The organism is Azospirillum terrae, assembly GCF_053470425.1.
Genome location: NZ_JBPXMR010000021.1, coordinates 1 through 23,354, shown reverse-complemented (window position 1 = coordinate 23,354; position 23,354 = coordinate 1). Strand labels below are relative to the sequence as shown.

The window sequence follows — 23,354 nt, the reverse complement described above, 5'->3', positions numbered from 1 at the left end:
CGTCCTTCTTCCTGGGCGAACCAAGCTTATCCAACTGTCCGGGAAACGGGGACCAGCTCACTGATTCGCTGCTTGAAGCCGGTCATGCGCGGTTCGAAGTCATGCTTCTCGATGATGCCGTCGGTGTAGCTATCGATCAGACGCCCCATACCGCGGCGCAAGGCGGCCAACTGCTTTTCAAGGGCAATGACCGTCTGCTGGTCGGTGTCGGCGGCCTGAACACTCTGGAGACGCCGGCGGTATTCGGCCTCTATGCGGTCCGGTTGCTTGAGAAATTGGACAATTTCCCGCCAGACCACCTCATCCAGCCAATCCATCCGCACCTGTCGGTTTTGGCAGAGCTTCTGGCCGCCAAAGCGGTAGGCATCGCTGCCGGTGCAGCGATAGTACGAGTAAGCGGGCCGTCCGGTGCGCAAGAGTTGCTGATTGATCGGCTTGGCATAATACGCATAGCCGCACTCCTGACAGACGAGCAGGCCTTGCAGCAGATAGCGTTCGCCCTGGACTCGGCGGCGCCTGAGACGCTGGTTCTCGGCCAGTTGGGCCTGCACGGCCTCGAAGAGTGCGGCATCGATGATCGCTGGAACGGGAATGGTGATCCAGTCGTCCGGCGGTCGTTGCTCCACCCGGCACGGCCGTCGTGGCTGGTCGGGGCTGCCCCGCGGCACGCGTAGACGCGGTGCCGTCGCCGGTGGAGCAACACGACGCCGGCCAAAGGCCGCGCTCCCAACATAAGCTGGGCTTTTTGAGGATCATGCAAATGGTGGAGCGACTCCATTTGCTCGTTCCATGACGGGCGAGGTATCCCGCCTCGTGAAGCCGCCGGCACACGTCGCCTGCACTCAACTGGTCCTGGCCAACCCATTTGAAGATCAGCCGGACCACCTGGGCCTCGTCCTCGATGATGTCGTAGCGGGCGAGGCCTCCCCCATCGCGCTTGCTGATGTAGCGGTAGCCATAGGGCGCACACGACAGGGCACTCACCAAGGCCTGTTGAGCGGCATGCCGCCGACCACGCCGGCTTCGCTCAAGGATCTTGGCCCGTTCATACTCGGCCACCATGCCCTGAACCTGCAGCAGCAGATCGACTTCCGCCGACATGCCAATCGGGCGAATGAGAAAGACGACCTCCGTTCCAGCCCGCCGGAATTCGTCCATGAGAACAACCTGGTAGGCACAGCGCCGGGCCAGGCGATCGGGCGAATGGACATAAAGCCGATCCACCATGCCGGTGGCCACCGCGTCGCGCAGGCGCTCCAGCGCGGGGCGCAGCATAGTGTTGCCACTGTAGCCGTCATCAAGGAACCGATGCTCCGGTAGGGCGCGGCGCAGCCGGTGCGTCATGTGCGGGATCGTCTCCAGGTTTATCGCTGAACGGCCACCGGTCACACTGTGACGAACCAGGCGGCGTTGACCTGCGCCGCCGTGATGCCCTTGAGCGTCACGTCGTCGTCGGTGGACAAGACGATAACCGCGTCCCCCGCCCCGCTCGAGCGCACCGTGTAGGTCGCCCCGGCAGCCAGGCCGATGCGGTCGCCGTCCGACGCGCTGAAGTCGGCGATCACATCGTGGCCGGAGTTGGCAGCGAAGGCGAATTCATCGCCCCCGACCCCGCCGGTCAGCGTGTCGGCGCCGGCGTCGCCCCACAGCAGGTCATCGCCGTCGTCGCCCCACAGCCGGTCATCGTCGCGCCCGCCGAACAGCGTGTCGTTGCCGATGCCGCCGAACAGCGTGTCGGCTCCCATGTTGCCCAGCAGCACGTCCGTGCCGGCGTTGCCCAGCAGCAGGTCGGCGCCGTCGTCGCCCTCCAGACGGTCGGCATCGTCGTTGCCGAACAGCGTGTCGGCGTCCTTGCCGCCGAACAGGCTGTCATCGCCCCGCCCGCCGAACAGCGTGTCCGCCCCCATGTTGCCCAGCAGCAGGTCGTTGCCCATGTTGCCGCACACCAGATCGGCGCCGTCGCCCATCGTGATGGTGTCCGCCCCGCTGCCGCCGATGCCGGTGTCGTCGCCGCCGCCCGCCTGAAGCATGTCGGCGGCGTCGCCCAGCGTCACCTTCTGCGCGGCGCTGTCGCACACGATGCTCTGCGCGGTATCGGCCACCGTCAGGAACGCCGCGCGGTTCGAGGCTGCGGCCGTCGTGTGGTGGGTGTTGACGGTCAGCGCCCCCTGCACGGCGGCGAAGTCCACGCCCAGCAGGTCCACCGACGTGCCGGTGGGCAGATTGCGCCCGTCCACCACCAGCGCCTTGTAGTTGCCCGGCGCACCGGACAGGGTGGTGTCGCCGGTCAGCACGATGGGCTGGCTGGGCGCGGTGGTGCCGGCCACGGTGGGCGTGATGGTCTGCACCAGCAGCGGCGCATCGGTCGGCAGCGCGTTGAGGAAGGACTGGCCGAAGCCGGTCTGCTGGGTGCGGTCGGTGGAACTGCTGGTGGTGGTCGCCTGGATGGCCTGGAGCAGCGTGTCCACGGCCAAGGTCTTGACCACAGGCCGGTCGAGGCCGCTGGCGTTCAGCCCGGTGCCGGTGGGCAGACTGGCCTGGATGGCGGGAAGGCCCTGCTGGTTGGTGGCCAGCGGCACGTCGGCGTTGCTGGTGGTGGCGTTGCTGTCTTGGCGGGCGGCCGAGACCACCGGGATGGAGAGGGAGGTCTGCGACACGCCGCGCCCATCGGTGCTGCTGGTGCTGCTGACCGACACGCCGTCCACCATGCTGGTGGAGGGGCCGCCGCTGTCTCCACCGCCGCCGCTGGTGGTGGTCGTGGTGGTGGTCGTGGCCGCGACGAGGGTGAGGGCCGTGTAGCCATCGTCGCCACCGGTGAAAGTGGCTTGCCAGTTGTAGGCGCTGGAGACGCCGGTCAAGGTGAGCGTCTTACTGGTGGCAAGGGTGAGCGTCGAGCCGGCGGCGGTGCCGTTCAGCGCCGACAGGTTGGTTCCTGTGACCCGCAGCGTGTCCGCGGTGGAGAAGTCGGTGATGGTGTCGCCGTTGAACTCATCCACCGAGCCGGAGAAGAAGTCGCTCCCCGCGCCGCCGGTCAGGGTGTCGTTGCCGTCGCCACCGCTGAGGGTGTCGTTGCCGTCGCCGCCGCTGAGGGTGTTGTCGCCGGCACCACCGACAATGCTGTCGTTGCCGGCGTCGCCGCTGAGAGTGTCGTCGCCGCCACCGCCACTGATGCTGTCGTTGCCGTCGCCGCCGCTGATGCTGTCGGTGCCGTTGCCGCCGACAAGGGTGTCGTTGCCGTCGTCGCCGCTGAGCGTGTCGCCGGTAATGTCGTTGCCGCTACCGCCGACAAGGCTGTCGTCACCGTCACCGCCGCTGAGGGTGTCGTTGCCGTCGATGCCGAGGAGGGTGTCGTTGCCGGCACCGCCGTTGAGCGTGTCGTTGCCGTTGCCGCCAGAGAGGCTGTCACTACCGGCGCCGCCGAAGATGGTGTCGTTGTTGTTGGTGCCCGTGGCGGTGAGCGCCACGGTCAGGCTGCCGCCATAGAGCCACAGGTACGTCGCTGCGGCGGCCGTGGTGACGGTGATGCCGCTGCTGAAGGCCGAGTTGGCGTTGCTTCCCAGCGTCACGACTTGAGTGCCGGTGCCCTGCAGGTCCAGCGCTTCGAGGTTGCTCTTGTTGGCCCAGACAGTATCGGCGAGATTTGTATTGTTGGTGATCGCGATGGTGTCGGTGTTCGCCCCGCCATCCACCACCTCGGACGCGATCAGTTCGGCGCTCGTGTAGAGAAAAGTGTCGTTGCCCGAGCCGCCGGCGAGCGAATCGGTCCCGGCGCCGCCGGTGATGGTGTCGTTGCCGGTGCCGCCGGTGATGGTGTCGTTGCCGGTGCCGCCGGAAAGGCTGTCGTTGCCATCTGCGCCGTCGAGGGCATCGGCGGCGCTGCCGCCTATAAGCACATCGCCAGCGCTGCCGCCGGTCACATTCGAGGCAGCAGATGCAGAAGAACGATCAATCAGAATGCCGCAAGTGTCCGCTACAAAAGCGTTAGCATTCGCGTCTGTATACACGAATGCGCCATTCCACCTAAACTTGCCGCTTAAAATATTAAATTGCAGAGTTATAACATCAGGAACCCCAACCGACAAAGTGTAGGAACCAAAATCACTGCCGTACATGTCATTATTCTGATTGGAATAATCGGCATTGAGGGCGTATTTAAATTGACCCATTGCACTTTACCTCTTTCTGCAGCAGCGCTTATTGGCGCCGCCCTGTTTGTTGGGCGTCGTGGGCGTTAAACCGGAACGCCGCGGTTTGGTGGGGCGGTGAGAAAACGCCATTCAGCGTCCGGGTGTCAGAGAGGTGTCACGTCATGAATCGTTCCGGGCAGAGGCGTGGCCGCCGACGCAAGCAAAAAGAAATGGCCTGATGCCGCGACGATGTGCGGCTTTCCGGCCGCGCGACCCTACCCCATACATATGGACAGGATGTGGACAGGATGTGGACAGCCGTTCACATTCCCAAAAAATTTGAGGTTGATTTTTTGGGTATTGGCGATTTAGAGCTGCCCCGTGCGATTTGATGGCCGGCGAGAGTGCCCCGTCGCTGCCGACCGGCGCAGGCTCAGGTCAACGAGCCCCCGCACAGCTGTTCATCAATAAAATATAATCAACGCTGTTGGATAATAGCGGCGATCGACCACGCCATCCGATGGATTTCAGCAAATTTAACTGTCGGTTCGGGGAAAGTACTGGCGCACAAGCGGACGGCATACTATGGTACACCGGAAGTTGCGATAATATTGTGGCCGAACCGCAACCGAAGATCAGTGCGAGCGAGATCCGTTCCTATGGGAGCCACACACAGAGAAGAGGCCCAACGCCGCCTCGTGATTGTGGAAGACGATCCGGTCACCCGATCCATGATCGCGACCTATTTCGCGCGCGAAGGCTTCTCCGTCCATGAGGCGGCCAGCGGTGCGGAATGCCGGTCGCTCCTGCGCGCGTTGCAGCCCGACCTCGTCTTCATCGACCTGAACCTGCCCGATGGGAACGGCCTTCACCTCGCCCGCGACATCCGCGCGGAAAGCCCGGTCGGCATCATCTTCGTGACGCAGCAGGACAGCGCCACGGACCGCATCCTGGCGCTTGAGATGGCGGGGGACGACTACGTCACCAAGCCGGTGAACCTGCGGGAATTGCTGGCGCGCACCCGGGCGCTGCTGCGCCGCCGCGACCTGGAGCGCGCGCCGAAGGCCCGCAACGCGGTGTTCGTGTTCGGCCCGTGGCTGATCGATCTGGTGCGCCGCGAACTGACCACCGGCGGCGCCCCCGTCCAGATGACGCGCGCCGAATTCGACCTGCTGGCGGCGCTGGTCGAGGCGAACGGGCGCCCGCTGACCCGCGACTATCTGGTCGAGGTCGTGAGCAACCGCAGCCTCGGCGGCGACTTGCGTACCGTCGACACGCTGGTGGCGCGCATCCGCCGCAAGCTCCTGGCCGCTCCGGGGGAGCAGGAGGTCATCGTCACCGTTCCCGGCGTCGGTTACCGGCTTGGCCCGCCGGTCGAAGACCCGGCCTGACCGCCCTCCGGCGCGCCTGACCGTTCCGAGCGCAGCGCCTGCAAGAGCGCATCGATGGCCCCCCGGCGCAGCCGCTTCAGGATGGCCACCCACTCGCCGTTCAGCGCCGGGGATCCGGCCGTCGCCGTTTCGATCGCCGCCGTCTCGGAGGACAGGCGGCTGAGGCCGAGCGCGCCGGCCGCGCTGCGCAGCTTGTGCGCCTGGGCCTGGACCGCGCCCGGATCCCGCGCCTCCATGGCCGTTTCCAGGTCTCTGATGATGCGCCGCGAGGTGCGGGCGAACAGGAGGATCAGCCGCGCCAGCTCGGTTCCGCCCAGCGCCTCCATCTGCATCGCCAGGAACCGGCGGTCCAGAGCGCCGGCCGGCTCGGTCGGGGCGCACAGGTCGGCAAGCGCCTCCCGCAGGGCGTCGAGGTGGAGGGGCTTGCTGAGGACCGCGTCGATGCGCGCCTGGGCGCAGCGCTCCCGTGCCACGTCCGTCACGTCGGCGGTCATGATGATGAAGCGGCCGTCCTGCGCGGCGCGGCCGGGCACCGCCCGAAGGCGGCGGCAGGTGTCGATCCCGTCCTCGCCCGGCATGTGGAGGTCTGCCATGATCACGTCGAACGGGCCTTCGACAATACGCTCCACCGCGTCGTCGCTGCCGGACGCGCTGGTGACGTGATGGCCGAGGTGGCGAAGCAGCCAGGTGCCGACCTCCCGGTTGACCGGGTCGTCGTCGATCAGGAGGATTTTCAGTTCCTTCGTGTCCGCGGTGGGGCTGGGCGCCGCGGAGGCATCCCCGGCGATCTCCACCGGCACGGAGAAGCGGAAGGTGCTGCCGGCGCCCAACGCGCTGTCCACGGTCAGGCTGCCGCCCAGGAGGACGGCGATGCGCCGGCACACCGAAAGGCCCAGCCCCGTGCCGCCGAAGCGGCGGGCGATGGAATCGTCGGCCTGGGTGAAATCCTCGAAGATGACGCTGCGCATGGACGGCGCGATGCCGATCCCGGTGTCGGACACGTCGGCGTGCAGGACACCGCGGCGGTCCGTGCCGTCCGGTTCGAACCAAAGCGACAGGACGATGCGCCCCTGCTGGGTGAACTTGATGGCGTTGCCGAGCAGATTGTGCAGAACGCGGGCGATCCGCACCTGATCGCAGAGCACCAGGGGCGGAAGGCCGGGCGCCATCTCCAGCACCAGTTCGACGCCCTTCGCCGTTGCTTGCGGCCGGAACAGATCGACCGTCCCTTCGCCAAGCCGGCGGGGATCGACCCTGCTGAGGTGAACGGACGGGCTCTCCGCTTCGTAGCGTCCGAATTCGAGGATGCTTTCGATCAAGGCGATCAGCGTCTGGCCGGCATCCTTGGCAATGCTCACGCGCCGACGCTGCTCGCCGTCGAGCCCCCCGGCGTCGAGCATTTGCAGCATTCCGAGCACCGCGTTGAGCGGCGTGCGGATCTCGTGGCTGACCACGGCCAAAAAGCGCGACTTGGCCCGGTCGGCGTCTTCCGCCTCCTCCTTCGAGCGCCGCGCCGCGTCCGCCTCGGCCAGAGCAAGGGCGCGAGCCGTCTCCAGTTCCGCCGTGCGCTCCACGACCTGCCGTTCCAGCACACGCTGCCGTCGCCGCAGGATCGCCGTCCACCCCTGCATCCCGGCCAGCGTGAGCCCAAGCCCTGCCAGACCGGCACCCGCGCGGAACCAATTCGTTTGATACCACGCGGGCAGCACGACCAGCGGCAGGCTCAGCGGCGTTTCGCTCCATACGCTCTCGCGATTGCTGCCGCGGACCAGGAGGCGGTACGAGCCGGGCGGCAGGGCCGTGTAGGCGGCGGTGGCGTGGTCCGCATCCGTCTCGATCCAATGGTCGTCGAACCCTTCGAGGCGGTATGCATACCGGTTCCGTTGCGGCTCCGAGAAGTCGAGCGCGGCGAAATCGACCTCCACGCTGCGGTCGCTGGGCGCGAGGGTGATCGGCGCGTTGGGGGGCAGAGTGACCGGCCTGCCGCCGATGCGGATCGTCGTCGCTACCACCGGGGGCTGGAAACGCCATGCGGGAGGAACGCCGGGGCGGATCACGGTCATGCCGCCGAAACCGCCGAACAGCAGGGTGCCGTCTGGCAGGCGTGCGCCCGACCCGGCCCAGTGCGTGCGGATCCCCGCCCCCTCCACCGGCCCGAAGACCCGCACCGCGAAGCTGTCCGGGTCGATCCGCGCCAGACGGTCGCCACCACCGGCCCAGACGACGCCGTCGGGATCTTCAAGCAGCACGGTGACCATGTCGTGGGGCAAGCCGCTCCGGCTGTCCAGGCGGTGGAAGCGCGGATCGCCCCCCGGATCCGCAAGGATGCCGATGCCGTTGGCGGTGCCGACCCAGATGCGGCCGCGGCGATCCTCCAGCAGGGTGTTGGCAACGTCGTTGGGCAGGCTGTCGGCGCTGGCGGGGTCGTTCAGGAAGCGCCGGAAGGTGCCGGTCTGCGCTTCGAAGAGGTTCAGGCCCCGCTGCGTTCCCACCCACAGCCGCCCGGCGCGGTCACGCAGCAAGGCCTGCACGCTGTTGTCGCTCAGGCTGTCCGGGCGGTTCCGGTCGTGCACGAAGGTCCGGGCGCTCCCCCCGGCAAGGTCCAACCGCGTCAGCCCCTGAGTGCCGCCAACCCAGACGGAGGGCTCCTCCGCAAGAATCGACAGCACGCTGGCTCCGGCGAGGGGTTCCAGGTCGGTGGAGGTTCCGGTGGCGGGATCGACGCGATGCAGGCCCTGGCGCGTTCCCACCAGCACGCCGCCATCGGACAACGCCGCCACCGCCTGCGCCATCTGCACGGGCAAACCCTGGCCGGGGTGGACCTCGGCAACACGCCCCGCCACAGGATCGAGCAGGGACACTCCCCCGCTGCGGAAGCCGAGCCAGACCGTGCCGTCGGCACGCGCGCTCATGCTGCGGACGTCCTTGCCGAGCAGGCCGCCCGGCGTGGTGGGCAAGACGGTGAGGATGCCGGGATTGGCGGGGTTGTGCACGTCGACGCCGCCGAGCGTGGACGCCCAGACCAGCCCGGAGCGGTCTTTGATGAGGCCGGTCACCGTGTTGTCGCTCAGGCTGGTGGGCGCCTGGGCATCGTGCCGGATGGCACGGACGGCGCCGGTGTGCGTGTCGAGCGCGCGAATGCCGCCGCCGAATTCGGCGGTCCACACGGTGCCGGGCACCGGCTCGACGATGCCGGTGATCCGGTTTCCCGTCGCAGCAACCGCGTCGACCGCGTGTGCGTCGTTCGTCGCCGCGTCCACGAATCCCAACTGTCCCTGGACGGTCCCGAACCAGATCCGGCCGGCCGCGTCCTCGTACAGGGCCGAGGCCCCGGCTCGCTTCAGGGACGGCGGCAGCGCCACCGCCTGGAACGCGTCCCGCCCGGCGTCGCGCCGCAGCAGCCCCTGTGGCGTTCCGAGCCACACCGTGCCCTTGCTGTCGGGCTGGACGGACAGGCCGCCCCCCGGCGGCAGCTCCTCATGGCGCCATCGCCCGGACACCGTGTCGAGGTGCGCGGCCCCCGCGGTCCCGACCGTCCAGATGCCGCCTTGGCCATCGCCCTTCATGCCAAGCATCCGGCCGCTTGCGCCTTCCGGCTCACGGTGGGTGACGAAGCTTTCGCGCTCGGGAACGTAGCGCGCGACCATGCCCGAGACGGTGCCGACCCACAGCCGCCCCTGTTCGTCCACCAGCAACTCGGAGACGATGTTCTCCGGCAGCGAGTCCGGGTCGCCGCTGCGGTGCACGAAGACCCGCATGCGCGACCCGTCCCAGCGTGCCAAGCCGCCGGGCGTGCCGATCCAGATGAAGCCGTCGCGGCCCTGTATCAGCGCCAGGGCAACCGGATAGGGCAGCCCCTGCGCCTGGGTTATGTGGCTGAACAGAGGCCCGGTCAGGCGGCTCCAGGGGGCTGGGTTTGCATCCTGCGCACCGGCCGGAGACACGGCGGCGGCTGCCAGCCACGCCATACAGAGAGCCAGCAGCAACCGGCGCGTAAGCCGCATCGAAAAAACCAAGCTGATGAGAGAGGCAAGGCGCTGATTTTGGAGCATCTCCGGCGCCATTGCAACGAAACCCCAGGGTGCCCCACGGCCGATGTGAACGGCTGTTCACGTGATTGAGCTTCCCCCGGAACAATGGACACGGGGTTATGCGGCCTGAAACTCGGCCTGCTCAGGGGTTCTATAACCAAGTGTGGATCGGCGCGCCATTGCGGCCAGCAAACATGAACATTATCAATAAACTGGCGTGCCGATCGGCGGGTTCTGTTGCAGCGTTTGCGGCGGGGCGGAGATCACGTGGAACCCTCAATCACCCGCCTACAGACTTTGCAACAGAACCCGCTGACGCAGCACCAGGACGCAGCCGGGGATGCCGGTGCCATAAAACAGCTGCGGCCCGACGCCGATCACCGCTTCCAGCAAATCCTCGTCAATGTTCCCGGCGCGGATGGCCTTTTCCTCGCCCCGGAACAGCACGCCGTGCGGCATGACGGTGGCGACCACGCCGTTGTCGCGGGTCACCGCCAGCATGTGCTGAAGGAACATCAGGTCGGCCTTCTTGGCGCCCAGCGGCACCTGACCGTAGCGGAAGCGCTCCGGGAACTTGGGTTCCCAGGCTGGGTTGCCGTCGGCCTTCCTATCCGTGTTGCCCCAGGGAAGCGAGAAGGGCGGGTTGGTGATGATCCGATCGAAATGCTTGCGTCGATGTCGGTGTCGGCCGCCGATAGGTTTCCCCGCGCGTCAGCACCGCCCAGACGATGCGCGCCGTCTTGTTGGCCAGGGCGACGACAGCGACGTTCACCGGCCGCCGCTCCAGCAGCGAGGCGAGCCAGGGCGAGTTGCTGCGCCACCAGCGCACCACCGCGCGCGCTCCATTGACCAGCATGCAGCGCAGATAGCCGTCGCCGGCCTTGGAGACCCCGCCCGGGCGTTCCTTGCCGCCGCTGGAATGTTGGCGCGGGACCAGACCGAGCCACGCTGCCAGGTGCCGGCCAGACGCAAACGCCTTCCCGTCGCCGATTGTCGCCACCAGCGCGGTGGCGGTGATCGGTCCGACACCAGGGATCGTCATCAGGCGCCGGCAGGCCTCGTTCTGCTTGGCCTGTTCCCGCAGGCGAGTGTCGAGGTCGGCAATCCGGCGCTCGGTGTCGCGGAGCTGATCGACCAGTACCTGGAGCAGAGCCCTGGCCATCTCCGGCAGCTGCTCCTCGCCGGAATCCGCCAGTCGCGCCGTCAGCTCCACAACCTTGCACACACCCTTGGGCGCGACGATGCCGAACTCCGCCAGATGTCCGCGCAGGGCGTTGATCAGTTGGGTCTTCTGGTGGACCAGCGTTCCCCGCGCGCGGTGAATGACCAAGGTGCTCTGCTGCTCCTCGGTTTTGACCGGCACGAAGCGCATGTTCGGGCGCTGCACGGCTTCACAGATCGCCTCGGCGTCGGCCTGATCGTTCTTGTGGCGCTTGACGTAGGGCTTCACATACTGCGGCGGCATCAGGCGGACGGTGTGGCCGAACCTGGCGATTTGCCGCGCCCAATGGTGCGCGGTGGCACACGCCTCCATGCCGACCACGCACGGCGGCAGGGTGGCGAAGAAGCCGAGCACCGCGTCTCGGTGCAGACGTTTGGTCACCACCACCTTTCCATGGGCGTCGACGCCATGAACCTGGAAGAGTGACTTTGCCAAGTCGAGGCCGATGGTCGTAGCATGCATCTGGGCGGTCTCCTTGCTGAAGGACGTCAACACCCTTCATGTGGCACGGCGATGCCGGAAACGGGGGCCGTCCATCCCATCAATCATCGACCCCGACCACCGTTGGCGGGACGAAGCGTGGACTGCCGTGGCGGCGCACCACCCGCAGCAGGGTGTCGTTGCCGATCGGCAGCATCAGGCGGCGGGCGAGCCGGGCCGCGGGGCGCCCGCCCAGGGCGAGGCCCAGATGATAGACGATGTGCTCGAGCCGGGCAGTCCGCCGTGCCCAGGGCGCCAGGACCTCCGGGGCAAAGCGTTCGGTGAAGATGCGCCGGCCGCACAGCACAGCGTCGCAGTGGAAGCGCCGGGCCAGGACCACCAGTTCGACCGGGTGGCCCGCGAGAGGAAGATCGGCAAGGTGTCGGCAATAGCGACTGTGCACCCGGCTTGAAGGGGTACCGCATCCCGGGCACCGGCTGCTCGAGCTTGCTGGCCGTACGGTGATCCGCGTCCAGGCGGCGTCATCGACGACCCGTTCCATGACGAAACCACGCGGCACCAGCGCCGCCGGTCGGAGTGTCTGGGGCATGGCGTTGATCCCTTTCAGGAAACCAACGCTTGCTGCCTCCCAGCATCACCAAAACTGCGTCAGAGCCAGCGTTGCACGCCGAAACACACACGCAGAACCGCTCCAGTGATACCGCTGCGGCAAGGTGTTGCAATATGAACACATGTTCATGCGTTGACGTCGGAGCACGCATCAGCTATTAGGCGCCCGTCATTGGGGAGTAGCCACCCTCCGTTCCGAGAGGGGCGCGCGTCAACAGACTTGGGCTTGCGGCCCATGGCGCACGCGGCGGCCGACCGGCCATCCAGCGAGACCGCTGACGCTGCATCCGTCCGGCCGGGCGGGGTGCCGCGTTGGTGTGTGTCCGCGTCCGGCCGCCCGCTTGAGGTCCCCATGCTCCTGACCATCGTCCTCTTGCTCGCCTCCGCAGCACTCATCTATGCCGCCTGCGAGACATTCGTGAACGGCATCGAATGGGTCGGCCGCAAGCTGGGCCTGAGCCAGACGGCCACCGGCACGGTGCTCGCTGCGCTGGGAACGGCGCTGCCGGAAAGCGTGGTGCCCCTGGTCGCGGTCGCCTTCGGCGACGGTGCCGCGCACAAGGACATCGGCGTCGGCGCCGCCCTGGGTGGCCCGCTGGCGCTCAGCACGCTGGCCTACGCGGTGGTAGGGATGTCGCTGCTCGCCAACCGCCGCCGGATCGGGCGCGCCAACACGCTGGTGCAGGTGGACGGGCTCCGGCTGAGCCGCGACCAGATGTGGTTCCTCGGCATCTTCATCGTGAAGATCGCGCTCGGCGCCATCGTCTTCGCCGTCAAGCCGTGGCTCGGCATTGCCTTCCTGGCGACCTACGCCGTGTACATCTGGAAGGAGGTGCGTTGCGAGGACGGAGACGGTGAAGAGGGCGAACTGGAGCCTCTGAGGATTCGTCCCTCCGAGGCGGATCCCGCCCTGGGTTGGGCCCTGGCGCAGACCGGTGTTGCGCTGCTGGTGATCTTCGCGGCCTCCCAGCTGTTCGTCGGGCAGATCGGCGACCTTGCCCCGGCGCTCGGGTTGCCGCCGCAGGTCACGGCTCTGCTGCTCAGCCCGTTGGCGACGGAACTGCCGGAGACGATGAACGCCATCATCTGGGTCCGTCAGGGCAAGGAGCGGCTGGCGCTGGCCAACATCTCCGGGGCGATGATGATCCAGGCCACCGTGCCGACCGCCTTCGGCCTGTTCTTCACGCCCTGGCTGCTGGACACCCCGCTCTTCCTGGCGGCGGGCTTCACAGCCGTAGCCGTGGCGTCGCTGATGCTGGCATTCCGTTCCGGGCTGGTCAGCGGCGGGAAGTTGACCCAGGTCGGCTGGCTGTATCTGGTGTTCGCCGGAATACTGGCCGCCGCGCGATAGCCGTGAAACTCAGTGCAAGCGTGCGGTCGGATCACGTCGTGGTGCTGACCGTCCATGTGGCGCTCCTGACGCCAGCGCTGCGCTCGAGAGCGGACACGGCGTCGTCGAGTTCCTTCGGGTCGGCCGTCGTCGGCACCAGCGTGGCGGCCAACTCCACCTGCTCCTCGGTCTCGGAAACCACATCGATCTCGCGAATCGGGTAGTCGGCGCGCTCAAGAACGTCGGAGAGCGCGTCGCGCACACCGGATACATCCTCCGGGGCACTGATGACGTGGACGCGGTAAAGGGCCTCGGTCACCTTCTCGTCGATCGGCAGGCGGTTGATGTAGTTGACCACCGGCCGGAGCAGCGTGTTGCCCGCCAGCACGAAGCCGGTGAGCATGACGGCTTCCAGGAGCAGCCCGCATCCGGAGCAGGCGCCGACCGCGGCCGAACACCAGAGGGTGGCCGCCGTGTTGAGGCCGCGGACGTTGGTGCCCTCCTTCATGATCACACCGGCGCCCAGAAAGCCGATGCCGGACACCACGTAGGCGACAATCCTTGTGCCGCCCTCAGCGCCGAGCAGCCGCATGCCGATGTCGGCGAAAGCGGCGGCGCCGACGGCGACGAGAACGTTGGTGCGCAGACCGGCCGTGCGCTGGCGATACTGCCGCTCGAAGCCGATCAGGGTGCCGAGGACGAAGGCGGTGGCGAAGGCGACGAAGGTGTTGGCGGTGGCCTCAAGGGTCAATGCGGTCATCGGGTCTGTCGCAGTCCGTCGTGGAAATCGGTTCGGTGCACCGGAAGGTCCTCATCGGGGGCGCCGTCAGGCGAGCCAGTGGTGGACGATTCGCAAGGCGAGGCAACGATGCCTCGACGGCCCCGTGCAGCGGAACACCGGCAAGCCGGAGGCCCGCGTGGCCGAGGAGCTTAGCCAGCGCGCCGAACCGGCGAAGCCACGGTTCACCGACCCAGCCCTGTTCCGCAAGATGCGTTGCGAGGCGACGCAGCCGCCGCGCCGACGCCAAGAACAAGCGGGCAACGGAAAGACGAGGGTTCATGGCAATACCGACCGGAGCGGACACGACACGGCACCCGGGAGCGCGATGGAGGCGGCCGGGATGCACCGTGCCGCCATCGTCCGCTCCCGCCGCCTACTCGGCCTCCTCGATGCAGAACGACTCCGTCTCGCCGTCGTAGGTGAACAACTCGGCGTAGCGTGCCCAACTGGTCACCGCCTTCAACGACTCTTCGGTGTAGTCTTCGCTCATGAACTCTTCCAGTTCACGGGCGAACTGCGCGTAGGGGGCGCGGTGGTCAGGACGCTCAGACAGGGTCGCGTGGATGTGCGCGGCGAGCGGCACGAAGTTGACCAAGTGTTCGGCGAACAGCTTCTTGCGGTCCTCCAGCCCGGCCTCGGCGAACAGGTGACCGGGCTCGGTCAGCCGGATGTCGCCCTCCGCCACTTCGGCGAAGCCGAGCATCTGGAGCGTCTCGGCGATCGGGAACAGGTCGTCGATCTCGTGCTGAAGCGTCGCCGCCAAATGCGGCATGTCCGCCTTGCCGTGGTACGCCGGGGAGGCCAACGTCTCCAGGAGACCGGACAGCAGGTTGGTCGAGACGTGCTGGAGCGGCTCCGCGTAGACCGGGCGCAGGCGCGCAGCAGGCGCCTCCGGCGCGGCTAGCGGCTTGCGCGCGGTCATCCGCCCGTAAATGTCGTCCACCAGGTCGCGGAACTCCTGGGCCAAGCGGTTGCGCGGGTGGGGGATGTCCACGCGGATCTCCGCCGCCACCCGGCCGGGGTTGGAGGAGAACACCAGGATGCGGTCGCACATCAGCACCGCCTCCTCGATGTTGTGCGTCACCATCAAGATCGACCGGATCGGCAGCTTGCGCTCCATCCAGAGGTCGAGCAGGTCGGTGCGCAGGGTCTCCGCCGTCAGCACGTCGAGTGCCGAGAACGGTTCGTCCATCAGCAGGATCTCGGGCTGCACCACCAGCGCGCGGGCGAAGCCGACGCGCTGGCGCATGCCGCCCGACAGTTCCTTCGGGTAGGCACTCTCGAAACCGGACAGGCCGATCAGGTCGATGGCCTGCTCGGCGCGCTCCGCCGCCTCCTTCTTCGGCACGCCCAACGCCTTCAGCCCGGCCAGCACGTTCTCCTCGACGGTCAGCCAGGGGAACAGGGCGAAGGTCTGGAACACCATCGCGACACCATCGGTCGGCCCGACGACCGGCTCGTCATGGTGCAGGACATGCCCGGCGGTCGGTCGCGCCAGTCCGGCGACAATGCGCAGCAACGTGGACTTGCCCGAGCCGGAGCGGCCGAGCAGCCCGACGATCTCACCGTCGCGCAGCGTCAGGTCGACATCGTCGAGCACGACATACTCCTGGCCGGACGGCTTCGGGTACGCCTGACGGACGCTGCGCAGTTCGAAGAGGGTCTTGGTCAAGGTTTGCAGCATGGCAGAAACCTCCATCAGGCAAGGCGCAGGCGGCGCTCGGCGTAGCCGTACAGCCGACGCCAGAGCAAGCGGTTGAAGAGGATGACGAACATCGACATCACGGCGATGCCGAGCACGATGCGCGGGTAGTCCCCGGCGGCGGTAGCCTGAGCGATGTAGCTGCCCAGGCCGTGCGCGGTGACCTGGGTGTCGCCCCAACTCACCGCCTCGGCGACGATGCTGGCGTTCCACGAGCCACCCGACGCGGTCACCGCGCCGGTCACGTAATAGGGGAAGACGCCGGGCAGCATGACGTCACGCCACCACTGCCAGCCGCGAATCCGGAAGGTGGCCGCCGCCTCTTTCAGGTCGTTGGGGAACGCGGTGGCCCCGGCGACGACGTTGAACAGGATGTACCACTGCGTGCCAAGGATCATCAGCGGGCTGAGCCAGACGTCCGGATTGAGGCCGAAGTGCACGATGGTGACGACGGCGACCGGGAACAGCAGGTTGGCCGGGAACGCCGCCAGGAACTGCGCCACCGGCTGGACCTTCTCGGCCAGCCGCGGCCGCAGCCCGATCAGCACGCCGAGCGGCACCCACACCAGGGTGGCGACAGCGATCAACACGACGACGCGCAGCAACGTCGCCAGTCCGAGCGCCAGCACGGTGGCGACATCTCCCCAGTTGACCCCGCTGGCGATGAACGCCACCAGGGTCCAGCCCAGGTAGAGCGCCGCCGCAGCGATGACCGCGTACCACGCCATGTCGAGCGCGGCGGTGGGCGGTCCGGCGATCCGGCGCCCCATGGAGGGGAACAGCGGCAGACGCAGCCAAGCCACCGTGCCGAGCACCGCATCGACCGGCGCGAACAGCGCCCGGAAGAAGCGGGTGCGCTGGAACAGGTTCAGCACCCAGGACTCCGGCATCTCCTGGGCGCCGGTCTGCTCGAAGCGGAACTTGTCGGCCCAGGCGACCAGCGGGCGGAACAGGACTTGGTCGTAGACGAGGATGACCGCCAGCATCGTCAGCACCGCCCAGCCGACGGCGCCGAGGTCCTTCTGCGCGATAGCCTCGGCCAAGTAGGAGCCGACGCCGGGCAGCGTGACAGTCTGGTCGCCCACGGTGATCGCCTCGGAAGCCACCACGAAGAACCAGCCGCCAGACATCGACATCATCATGTTCCACACCAGCCCCGGCATGGCGTAGGGCGCCTCCAGCTTCCAGAACCGCTGCCAACCGGAGAAGCGGAAGCTGGTCGCCGCCTCGTCGAGGTCGCGCGGCACAGTGCGCAGCGACTGGTAGAAGCTGAATGCCATGTTCCAGGCTTGGCTGGTGAAGATAGCGAAGATCGCCGCGCACTCGGCGCCCAGCACGCTGCCCGGGAACAGCGACAGGAAGAAGACTACGGTGAAGGAGATGTAGCCGAGCACCGGCACCGACTGGAGCACGTCCAGCACCGGGATCAGCACCATCTCCGCCCGGCGGCTCTTGGCCGCCAGCGTGGCATAGGTGAAGGTGAAGAGCAGCGAGGCCACCATCGCCGCCAGCATGCGCAGCGTCGAGCGCAGCGCGTACTCCGGCAGGTTCCAGGCGTCGAGCGAGACGAGGGCTGCCTCGATGCTCGCCAGCGGCGCCGCCATCTGGTGCCCGCCGACGACGGCCAGGGCGAAAACGCCGATAACCAGCGGCAGTGCCACGAGGTCCCACCGGTTGGGGGCGGCGTCTGCCGCCTTCACGGATATGCTTGTCTGGGTCCAGGCCATGACCGTTCCATCCCGCGGCCCGACACATCCGGGCCGCTCCTGGCGTGAGAAAGGATATCCACCGCATTGCGGCGGTCAGGTGTCAGAGCAGGACGGCAGGGTCAACTTCGCGCGGGGAGCCGACGCACGCCAGTGCGGCCTGCACGCGCGGTCAGGGCGGGCGAATGGGTCGGGTCGGTGAGGTTTGGCATCACCATGATCCACCTGCAATGCGGTCGGCTCGGCGCCGGTCGCGGTGGACCTTGCGGAGAAGGTCAGCCTGGGATCAGCGTCGGGGCCGGGGTGTGTCGGGAGCGACTACTGGGGCTTTCCATCTCTTGCCTTCTCGGCTGGATGCCGACCCGTGATTCGGGCACCGGCCGATCATGCGTTGACGTCGGAAGCGGCTGTACTCCTCCAGGACGGGGAGCGTCAAGCGCCAAGGAGAACCATCGGCGAGGCTTTACAGAAGTTTCATCTAACGGTCGGGAAACCGTAGCGGAAGCGCGGGTGTTTCCACGGCGTATCCACGGATCCATCACCCTGGCCGGGAGAGCCCATGGCAACGTACGCACACGACGACAAACCCAAGAGCCCGGTGGTTCCGCCGTCCAAACCACGGCTCCTGGACGTGCTCGGGCCGGGCCTGATCACCGGCGCCTCGGACGACGATCCCAGTGGCATCGCCACCTACTCGCAAGCCGGGGCGCAGTTCGGCTACGGGCTGACCTGGACCCTGCTGTTCACGTACCCGCTGATGAGCGTGGTGCAGGAGATCAGCGCCCGCATCGGCCGGGCCAGCGGGCGCGGCATCGCCGGGAACCTCCGGCGCCACTATCCCAACTGGCTGCTCCAGGGCGTCGTCGCGCTGCTGCTGCTCGCCAACGTCATCAACATCGGCGCTGACCTCGGGGCCATGGGCGACGTGCTTAACCTGCTGCTGCCTGGGCCGGTTCATCTCTACGTCGCGCTGTTCGGCGCCATCTGCATCGGCATGCAGGTGCTGCTCAAGTACACCCACTACGTCTCGGTGCTGAAGTGGTTGACGTTGGTGTTGTTCGCCTACTTCGGCTCGGCGGCTGTGGTCCACGTGCCCTGGGGGGAGTTTGCCGGGAGCTTCTTTATTCCGTCGATCGCCTGGAGGTCCGACTACCTCACTACCATCGTGGCCGTGTTCGGCACCACGATCAGCCCGTACCTGTTCTTCTGGCAAGCCTCGCAGGAGGCGGAGGACATCCGGGAGATCCCCCACCGCGATCCTCTGGTAAAGGCGCCCGAGCAGGCGCCGCGCGCCGTTGAGCGCATCCGGCTGGACACGTACGTCGGCATGGCCTTCTCCAACATCGTCGCCCTGGCCATCATGGTCACCACGGCGGCCACGCTGCACGCGGGCGGCAAGACGAGCATTGAAACCTCCGCCCAGGCGGCGGAGGCACTGCGGCCGGTCGCGGGAGACTTCGCCTTCCTGCTGTTCGCCCTTGGCATCATCGGCACCGGGTTCCTCGCCGTTCCGGTGCTGGCCGGATCGGCCGCCTACGCCATCGGCGAGGCGCGCAAGTGGCCGGTCGGCATGGCGCGCGAGCCGCAGGAGGCGAAGGCGTTCTATGTGACGGTGACCATCGCCACGATCATTGGTGTCGTCATCAACTTCACCAGCATCGACCCGATCAAGGCCCTGTTCTGGAGCGCGGTCATCAACGGCATCGTCGCCGTGCCGGTGATGGTGTGCATGATGCTGATGGCCAGCCAGCACAGAGTCATGGGACCAGTCGTGGTTTCGATGCCGTTGCGCATCGTCGGCTGGCTGGCGACCGCGGTCATGGCCGCAAGTGCCGCCGCCATGGTGTTCACCATGGGCACCTGATCGGCAAAGATTCATCAATCATCGGCAAGAACGACCGCTATGGCGGCCGACCGCTCTACGAGTGAGTCGTCATAAACGCGCGGGAGATGCACCTCGCCGGGGCGACCGTGGTGCGCGGCGTCATGGGCATCGGACAGTTTGAGCCAAGTGCCGCTGTGTTGCATGGATGCGGTCGGTGTCGTAGGTCAGGCTCCCGCCACCGTTCAGGTCTCTCGACATGCCGCACAAGGCCAATGCCGCTCGTCGTCATCACATTCCGCGGCGGCGTGTTGCTACATGGCCATGGAAAGCATGACCGAGCTGTGCCACCCTCACGCCACTGATCCGCTGTCCATTGCAGCGGCGTAGACCGGCGGCCTCAACCCGCCGAAGAGCACACAAGCCCCCTCAGACACCACGCCCTGGGACGCGATCGGCGCAACCTTGGCCTTGCAATACGGCGTTCCGTTGTATGCCTTCAGTCGGAATGAGCGGTTCCGTTGCAAAGTTTGATGGTAGGCGCTGTCGCCGGGCACTGTTTGATGAGAACGGCGGCCGAAACGGCCGGAAAGGCCCTTAACTCCGAGAACAGGCCGACCGGAAAAGGCCCTGAATGGTGAGAATCTGGTCCATCCGCATTCCCGGTGCACCGGGTCACGTGGCCTCCAGGACACGATGGCGCAGCAGGTCGAAGCCGCCGCGCCCGTTCATCGTGCGCTTGATAGTCTTCAGCTTGCTGATCTGCCCCTCGACCGGTCCGGTGCTCCACGGCAGTGACAATGCCGCGCGCACCGCCGGCAGATCACGCTTCAAGCCCTCGGAGAAACCCGCCAGGGCCGTGTCGCTGGCTGCCGCCAGCCAGCCGTCCAGATCGCTCTCCCGGCGGCCGCGCACCATCGCCTGGAAGGCCCGCGCCACCTCGATGGTTCGCGCCAGGTCCGGCGAGCCGGCGATCAGGGCGGCGACGAACGCCTGTTCGGTTGCATCGATCTCACCGTCGTCCGCCACCACCAGCCATGCGGCCCGGCGTCGCGATGGCGTACGCCACGACGCAGGAGCCGTGGTTCCCAGCCCTGAACGCGCCTCACGCAACGGCCGCAACAACTCTCGGACGATGGCCGGCTGGCCGGTGAAGCCGTGCCCCCGAATCTCCCGCCAGAGCTGGGCGGCGTTGTGACAGCCGTCCTCCCAGCGGCGGCGCAGGTGATCGGCGAACGGATCAAGAAGGCTGCCCTTGGCCGGCTGGCGCCAGGAGGGTGGTTGTCTGGCGCGCAGCCAGACCCGCACCGTCTTGCGATCGAGTTCGAGCGTCTGGGCGATGCGCGTCTGCGACCAGCCGCGCGCGTTCAGGGCAACGACCTCCTCGAAGCGTGCATGACGGGCGGCTTGGATTGCGGCGCTCCGCTGCTCGCGGCGGGTCGGAGGCCGGAGTTCCGGAGGCGGTGGCGGTCCTTGCCCGGCGGCCTCGGCCGGAGTGACGGCCAGCTTGGCGGCGGCAAGGTCGCGCTGATGGCTGGTGAGGAGCGCTCCCAACGCGTCGCCGAGGTTGCGCAGGAGATGCCACCGATCCACCACCTGAATGGCTTCGGGGGCTCCTTGGCGGATGCCATCGGCGTAGGCACCGGCGCGGTCGCGGGCAACGACAGTCACACCAGGGTGCGCCTTTAGCCACGCGGCCACCGTGTCGGCTTGGCGGTCGGGCAGCAGGTCGATGGGACGGTTGCGCTCCAGGTCGACGATGAGGGTGCCGTAGCGTTTGCCGCGGCGCCAGGCCCATCTATGGACGGCCCCCGCTCTGCAAGAGCTTTTCACAAGTGACGGCCAGGAAGTCGGTTGCTGCCATCTATTCGGCCTGTGTGTGCAACCTTGCGGCTGCTGGCCTTGATGAAATCCGCAGAGCGGCACCCAATCAGTCGTTCGAGCTTGGAGGCTCTCTGGGCTTGTCGGGGTGCGCCGATCCCGGTCCGACCGGTATGCCATCACGTCGTGTATCGCCCTCGCAACCGAAGGGGGGCCAGTGATCCCGTGTTCAGGCTGCCGGGCCGGCAGCGGACACGGGGAATTGGTTGAGCATCGTCATCGCCTTACCTCTTTGTTCGGCCGCCGGGACCACCTCTTCGTCCCGACCTGCTTTCCGACCAGCGCCGCGCGCAGGCGCTGACAAGGCCGGCCTTTCGGGCCGCCGCGCCAGCGGCTTGGCCTTGTTGGCGCCGAGCACGGCGGTAATCTGCAAACGGTCGGGCCTGGACCTTGCCGTCTTCATCTCAAGCCTCCGCCGGCGTCGCTGTCGGTGTCGGCCGCCGATAGGTTTCCCCGCGCGTTAGCACCGCCCAGACGATGCGCGCCGTCTTGTTGGCCAGAGCGACAACAGCGACGTTCACCGGTCGCCGTTCCAACAGCTTGGCCAACCACGGCGAACTGGTCCGCCACCATCGCAGGACCGCGCGGGCCCCATTGACCAGCATGCAGCGCAGATAGCCATCGCCAGCCTTGGAGATGGCTCCCAGCTGCTCCCTGCCCCCGCTGGAGTGTTGGCGCGGGACCAGACCGAGCCACGCCGCCAGGTGCCGGCCGGACGCGAACGCCTTCCCATCGCCGATCGTCGCTACCAGCGCGGTGGCGGTGATCGGCCCGACACCAGGGATCGTCATCAGGCGCCGGCAGCTCTCGTCCTGCTTGGCCTGTTCCCGCAGACGAGCGTCGAGCTCGGCAATCCGGCGCTCAGTGTCGCGAAGCTGCTCGACCAGCACCTGGAGCAGAGCCCTGGCCATCTCCGGCAGCCGCTCCTCGCCAGGATCCGCCAGCCGCGCCGTCAGCTCCACCACCTTGCACGCGCCCTTGGGCGCGACGATGCCGAACTCCGCCAGATGCCCGCGCAGGGCGTTGATCAGTTGGGTCTTCTGGTGAACCAGCGTTCCCCGCACGCGATGAATGACCAAGGTGCTCTGCTGCTCCTCGGTCTTGACCGGCACGAAGCGCATGGTCGGGCGTTGCACGGCTTCGCAGATCGCCTCGGCGTCGGCCTGATCGTTTTTGTGGCGCTTGACGTAAGGCTTCACATACTGCGGCGGCATCAGGCGGACGGTGTGGCCGAACCTGGCGATGTGCCGCGCCCAATGGTGCGCGGTGGCGCACGCCTCCATGCCGACCACGCAGGGTGGCAGAGTGGCGAAGAAGCCGAGCACGGCGTCACGGCGCAGGCGTTTGGTCACCACCACCTTTCCGCGAGCGTCAACGCCATGAACCTGGAAGAGCGACTTTGCCAAGTCAAGGCCGATGGTCGTAGCATGCATCTGGGCGGTCTCCTTGCTGAAGGACGTCAACACCCTTCATGTGGCACCACGATGCCGGAAACGGGGGCCGTCCATCCCATCAGTCATCGATCCCGATGATCCGGGCGGGTGGGAGCGGCTCCATGGGTACTGCCCGGATCAGGCGCAGCAGCGTGTCGCCGCTGACCGGCATGGCGAGGCGGGTGGACAGCCGGGCACCGGGGTTTCCGCCCACGCTCAACGCGATGGTGCGCTGTGCCTCGGCGAGCCTGTGCGTTCGCCGAACCCGGGGCGGAGCCACGGCAGGCAAGCGTTCGGCAAAGATGCGGCGCGGACAGTCCGCGACCGCACACCGGAACCGGCGGACCCGCAGATGGAGTTCGCCGACGCGGTCCTGCCAGGGAAGGTCGCCCAGCCGACGGCTGTATCGGCTGTGGACGCGCCGGGATGAACGCCGGCACAGCGGGCACGCCGCCGTGCGCGCACGAACGCGAGCCACCACGACGACACGGTCGGCCTCGACCTCAACCTGCTCGACGACAAGGCTGGCCGGGAGCAACGAAAACAGGGATCTGGACACGGAAACAGGCGCTCTGGTGGGGACTTCGTTCCCTTTATGTGCTCATTCCGGCTTCGATCCGCATCCGGGCTGCACTGGGAATGCGGATGGCCCCCTATTTTTCCGCCTCCGCAAGGGCGGTCAAGGTCCACGCGAGATGCTGGTTGGCTCGGAGGTGCGAATCAGTATCGAAGCTGCGGCCGATTGGCGTCGGGCACGCACGGCTGTCCGGTTAAGGATCATGTCCATTGCAGGGTGAGTTGCCTTGGCTCTTCGCCTAGGTTTGGACGGGGAGCGTTGAGGCGGTCGAGGCGCTTTCGGTGCATGAGGTTGGCGCGCA

Annotated in this window: 13 protein-coding genes, 3 pseudogenes and 1 riboswitch; of the genes and pseudogenes, 3 read left to right on the top strand and 13 right to left on the bottom strand. The window is 67.3% G+C overall.

The annotated features are described in order from the left end of the window. Positions 1-26 precede the first annotated feature (26 nt). The 3 genes and pseudogenes from ACSVDD_RS28140 to ACSVDD_RS28130 all read right to left on the bottom strand — a co-directional run bounded on the left by ACSVDD_RS28140 (position 27) and on the right by ACSVDD_RS28130 (position 4,112). Positions 27-626, bottom strand: coding sequence for a recombinase zinc ribbon domain-containing protein (locus ACSVDD_RS28140; protein WP_448192738.1), 600 nt, complete (start codon positions 624-626; stop codon positions 27-29). Positions 627-789: 163 nt separating this feature from the next. Beyond that, positions 790-1,275, bottom strand: a pseudogene (locus ACSVDD_RS28135) (recombinase family protein); the annotation flags it as partial. Between the two features lie 110 nt (positions 1,276-1,385). Continuing rightward, a complete protein-coding gene (locus tag ACSVDD_RS28130) occupies positions 1,386-4,112 on the bottom strand; it encodes a hypothetical protein (protein ID WP_448192737.1) in 2,727 nt (908 codons plus the stop codon). 674 nt (positions 4,113-4,786) lie between these two features. On the opposite strand from ACSVDD_RS28130, the gene ACSVDD_RS28125 reads away from it, so the two are divergent. After that, positions 4,787-5,518: a response regulator gene (locus ACSVDD_RS28125; protein ID WP_448192736.1), complete on the top strand. Its 732-nt coding sequence runs from the start codon at positions 4,787-4,789 to the stop codon at positions 5,516-5,518. Here the strand turns inward: ACSVDD_RS28125 and ACSVDD_RS28120 are convergent. From ACSVDD_RS28120 to ACSVDD_RS28105, 4 genes are all read right to left on the bottom strand, one after another. Next, positions 5,482-9,522 carry a hybrid sensor histidine kinase/response regulator gene (locus tag ACSVDD_RS28120; RefSeq protein WP_448192735.1) on the bottom strand — a complete coding sequence of 1,347 codons (4,041 nt, stop codon included), beginning with the start codon at positions 9,520-9,522 and terminating at the stop codon, positions 5,482-5,484. The two genes, ACSVDD_RS28125 and ACSVDD_RS28120, sit on opposite strands and share 37 nt — an antisense overlap. A gap of 315 nt (positions 9,523-9,837) precedes the next feature. Next, the gene (locus ACSVDD_RS28115) at positions 9,838-10,200 is read right to left on the bottom strand and encodes an HsdM family class I SAM-dependent methyltransferase (protein WP_448192777.1); all 363 of its coding nucleotides are present in this window, start codon (positions 10,198-10,200) and stop codon (positions 9,838-9,840) included. Then, on the bottom strand, positions 10,157-11,233 hold the full coding sequence (locus ACSVDD_RS28110) for an IS110 family RNA-guided transposase (RefSeq protein WP_448192776.1): 1,077 nt from the start codon (positions 11,231-11,233) through the stop codon (positions 10,157-10,159). Before ACSVDD_RS28110 ends, ACSVDD_RS28115 begins: the two co-directional genes overlap by 44 nt. A 79-nt stretch (positions 11,234-11,312) precedes the next feature. Further along, positions 11,313-11,801, bottom strand: a complete 489-nt coding sequence (locus ACSVDD_RS28105; RefSeq protein WP_448192734.1) for a transposase family protein — start codon at positions 11,799-11,801, stop codon at positions 11,313-11,315. Positions 11,802-11,970: 169 nt separating this feature from the next. Further along, positions 11,971-12,160: riboswitch (yybP-ykoY riboswitch) on the top strand. A gap of 13 nt (positions 12,161-12,173) precedes the next feature. On the opposite strand from ACSVDD_RS28105, the gene ACSVDD_RS28100 reads away from it, so the two are divergent. Then, a complete protein-coding gene (locus ACSVDD_RS28100) occupies positions 12,174-13,172 on the top strand; it encodes a sodium:calcium antiporter (RefSeq protein ID WP_448192733.1) in 999 nt (332 codons plus the stop codon). Between the two features lie 31 nt (positions 13,173-13,203). Here the strand turns inward: ACSVDD_RS28100 and ACSVDD_RS28095 are convergent, their stop codons facing one another. The 3 genes from ACSVDD_RS28095 to ACSVDD_RS28085 all read right to left on the bottom strand — a co-directional run bounded on the left by ACSVDD_RS28095 (position 13,204) and on the right by ACSVDD_RS28085 (position 17,361). Next, the gene (locus ACSVDD_RS28095) at positions 13,204-13,911 is read right to left on the bottom strand and encodes an MgtC/SapB family protein (RefSeq protein WP_448192732.1); all 708 of its coding nucleotides are present in this window, start codon (positions 13,909-13,911) and stop codon (positions 13,204-13,206) included. Positions 13,912-14,305: 394 nt separating this feature from the next. Then, positions 14,306-15,616 carry an ABC transporter ATP-binding protein gene (locus ACSVDD_RS28090; RefSeq protein ID WP_448192731.1) on the bottom strand — a complete coding sequence of 437 codons (1,311 nt, stop codon included), beginning with the start codon at positions 15,614-15,616 and terminating at the stop codon, positions 14,306-14,308. Positions 15,617-15,630: 14 nt separating this feature from the next. Further along, on the bottom strand, positions 15,631-17,361 hold the full coding sequence (locus ACSVDD_RS28085) for an ABC transporter permease (protein ID WP_448192730.1): 1,731 nt from the start codon (positions 17,359-17,361) through the stop codon (positions 15,631-15,633). 538 nt (positions 17,362-17,899) lie between these two features. On the opposite strand from ACSVDD_RS28085, the gene ACSVDD_RS28080 reads away from it, so the two are divergent. Next, a complete protein-coding gene (locus ACSVDD_RS28080; RefSeq protein WP_448192729.1) occupies positions 17,900-19,204 on the top strand; it encodes an NRAMP family divalent metal transporter in 1,305 nt (434 codons plus the stop codon). Positions 19,205-19,837: 633 nt separating this feature from the next. Here the strand turns inward: ACSVDD_RS28080 and ACSVDD_RS28075 are convergent. The 3 genes and pseudogenes from ACSVDD_RS28075 to ACSVDD_RS28065 form a co-directional block, all read right to left on the bottom strand. After that, a pseudogene (locus tag ACSVDD_RS28075) lies at positions 19,838-20,959 on the bottom strand (ISL3 family transposase); the annotation flags it as partial. Between the two features lie 488 nt (positions 20,960-21,447). Further along, complete coding sequence (locus tag ACSVDD_RS28070) at positions 21,448-22,476, bottom strand: IS110 family RNA-guided transposase (RefSeq protein WP_448192728.1); 1,029 nt, start codon at positions 22,474-22,476, stop codon at positions 21,448-21,450. Between the two features lie 82 nt (positions 22,477-22,558). Then, positions 22,559-23,035 (bottom strand): annotated as a pseudogene (locus ACSVDD_RS28065) (transposase family protein); the annotation flags it as partial. Positions 23,036-23,354 lie beyond the last annotated feature (319 nt).

Coding starts and splice junctions, on each gene's coding strand:
- ACSVDD_RS28130 (WP_448192737.1), bottom strand. CDS start 4,112: ATGTACGGCAGTGATTTTGGTTCCTACACTTTGTCGGTTGGGGTTCCT.
- ACSVDD_RS28125 (WP_448192736.1), top strand. CDS start 4,787: ATGGGAGCCACACACAGAGAAGAGGCCCAACGCCGCCTCGTGATTGTG.
- ACSVDD_RS28120 (WP_448192735.1), bottom strand. CDS start 9,522: ATGCGGCTTACGCGCCGGTTGCTGCTGGCTCTCTGTATGGCGTGGCTG.
- ACSVDD_RS28110 (WP_448192776.1), bottom strand. CDS start 11,233: ATGCATGCTACGACCATCGGCCTCGACTTGGCAAAGTCACTCTTCCAG.
- ACSVDD_RS28105 (WP_448192734.1), bottom strand. CDS start 11,801: ATGCCCCAGACACTCCGACCGGCGGCGCTGGTGCCGCGTGGTTTCGTC.
- ACSVDD_RS28100 (WP_448192733.1), top strand. CDS start 12,174: ATGCTCCTGACCATCGTCCTCTTGCTCGCCTCCGCAGCACTCATCTAT.
- ACSVDD_RS28095 (WP_448192732.1), bottom strand. CDS start 13,911: ATGACCGCATTGACCCTTGAGGCCACCGCCAACACCTTCGTCGCCTTC.
- ACSVDD_RS28090 (WP_448192731.1), bottom strand. CDS start 15,616: ATGCTGCAAACCTTGACCAAGACCCTCTTCGAACTGCGCAGCGTCCGT.
- ACSVDD_RS28085 (WP_448192730.1), bottom strand. CDS start 17,361: ATGGCCTGGACCCAGACAAGCATATCCGTGAAGGCGGCAGACGCCGCC.
- ACSVDD_RS28080 (WP_448192729.1), top strand. CDS start 17,900: ATGGCAACGTACGCACACGACGACAAACCCAAGAGCCCGGTGGTTCCG.
- ACSVDD_RS28070 (WP_448192728.1), bottom strand. CDS start 22,476: ATGCATGCTACGACCATCGGCCTTGACTTGGCAAAGTCGCTCTTCCAG.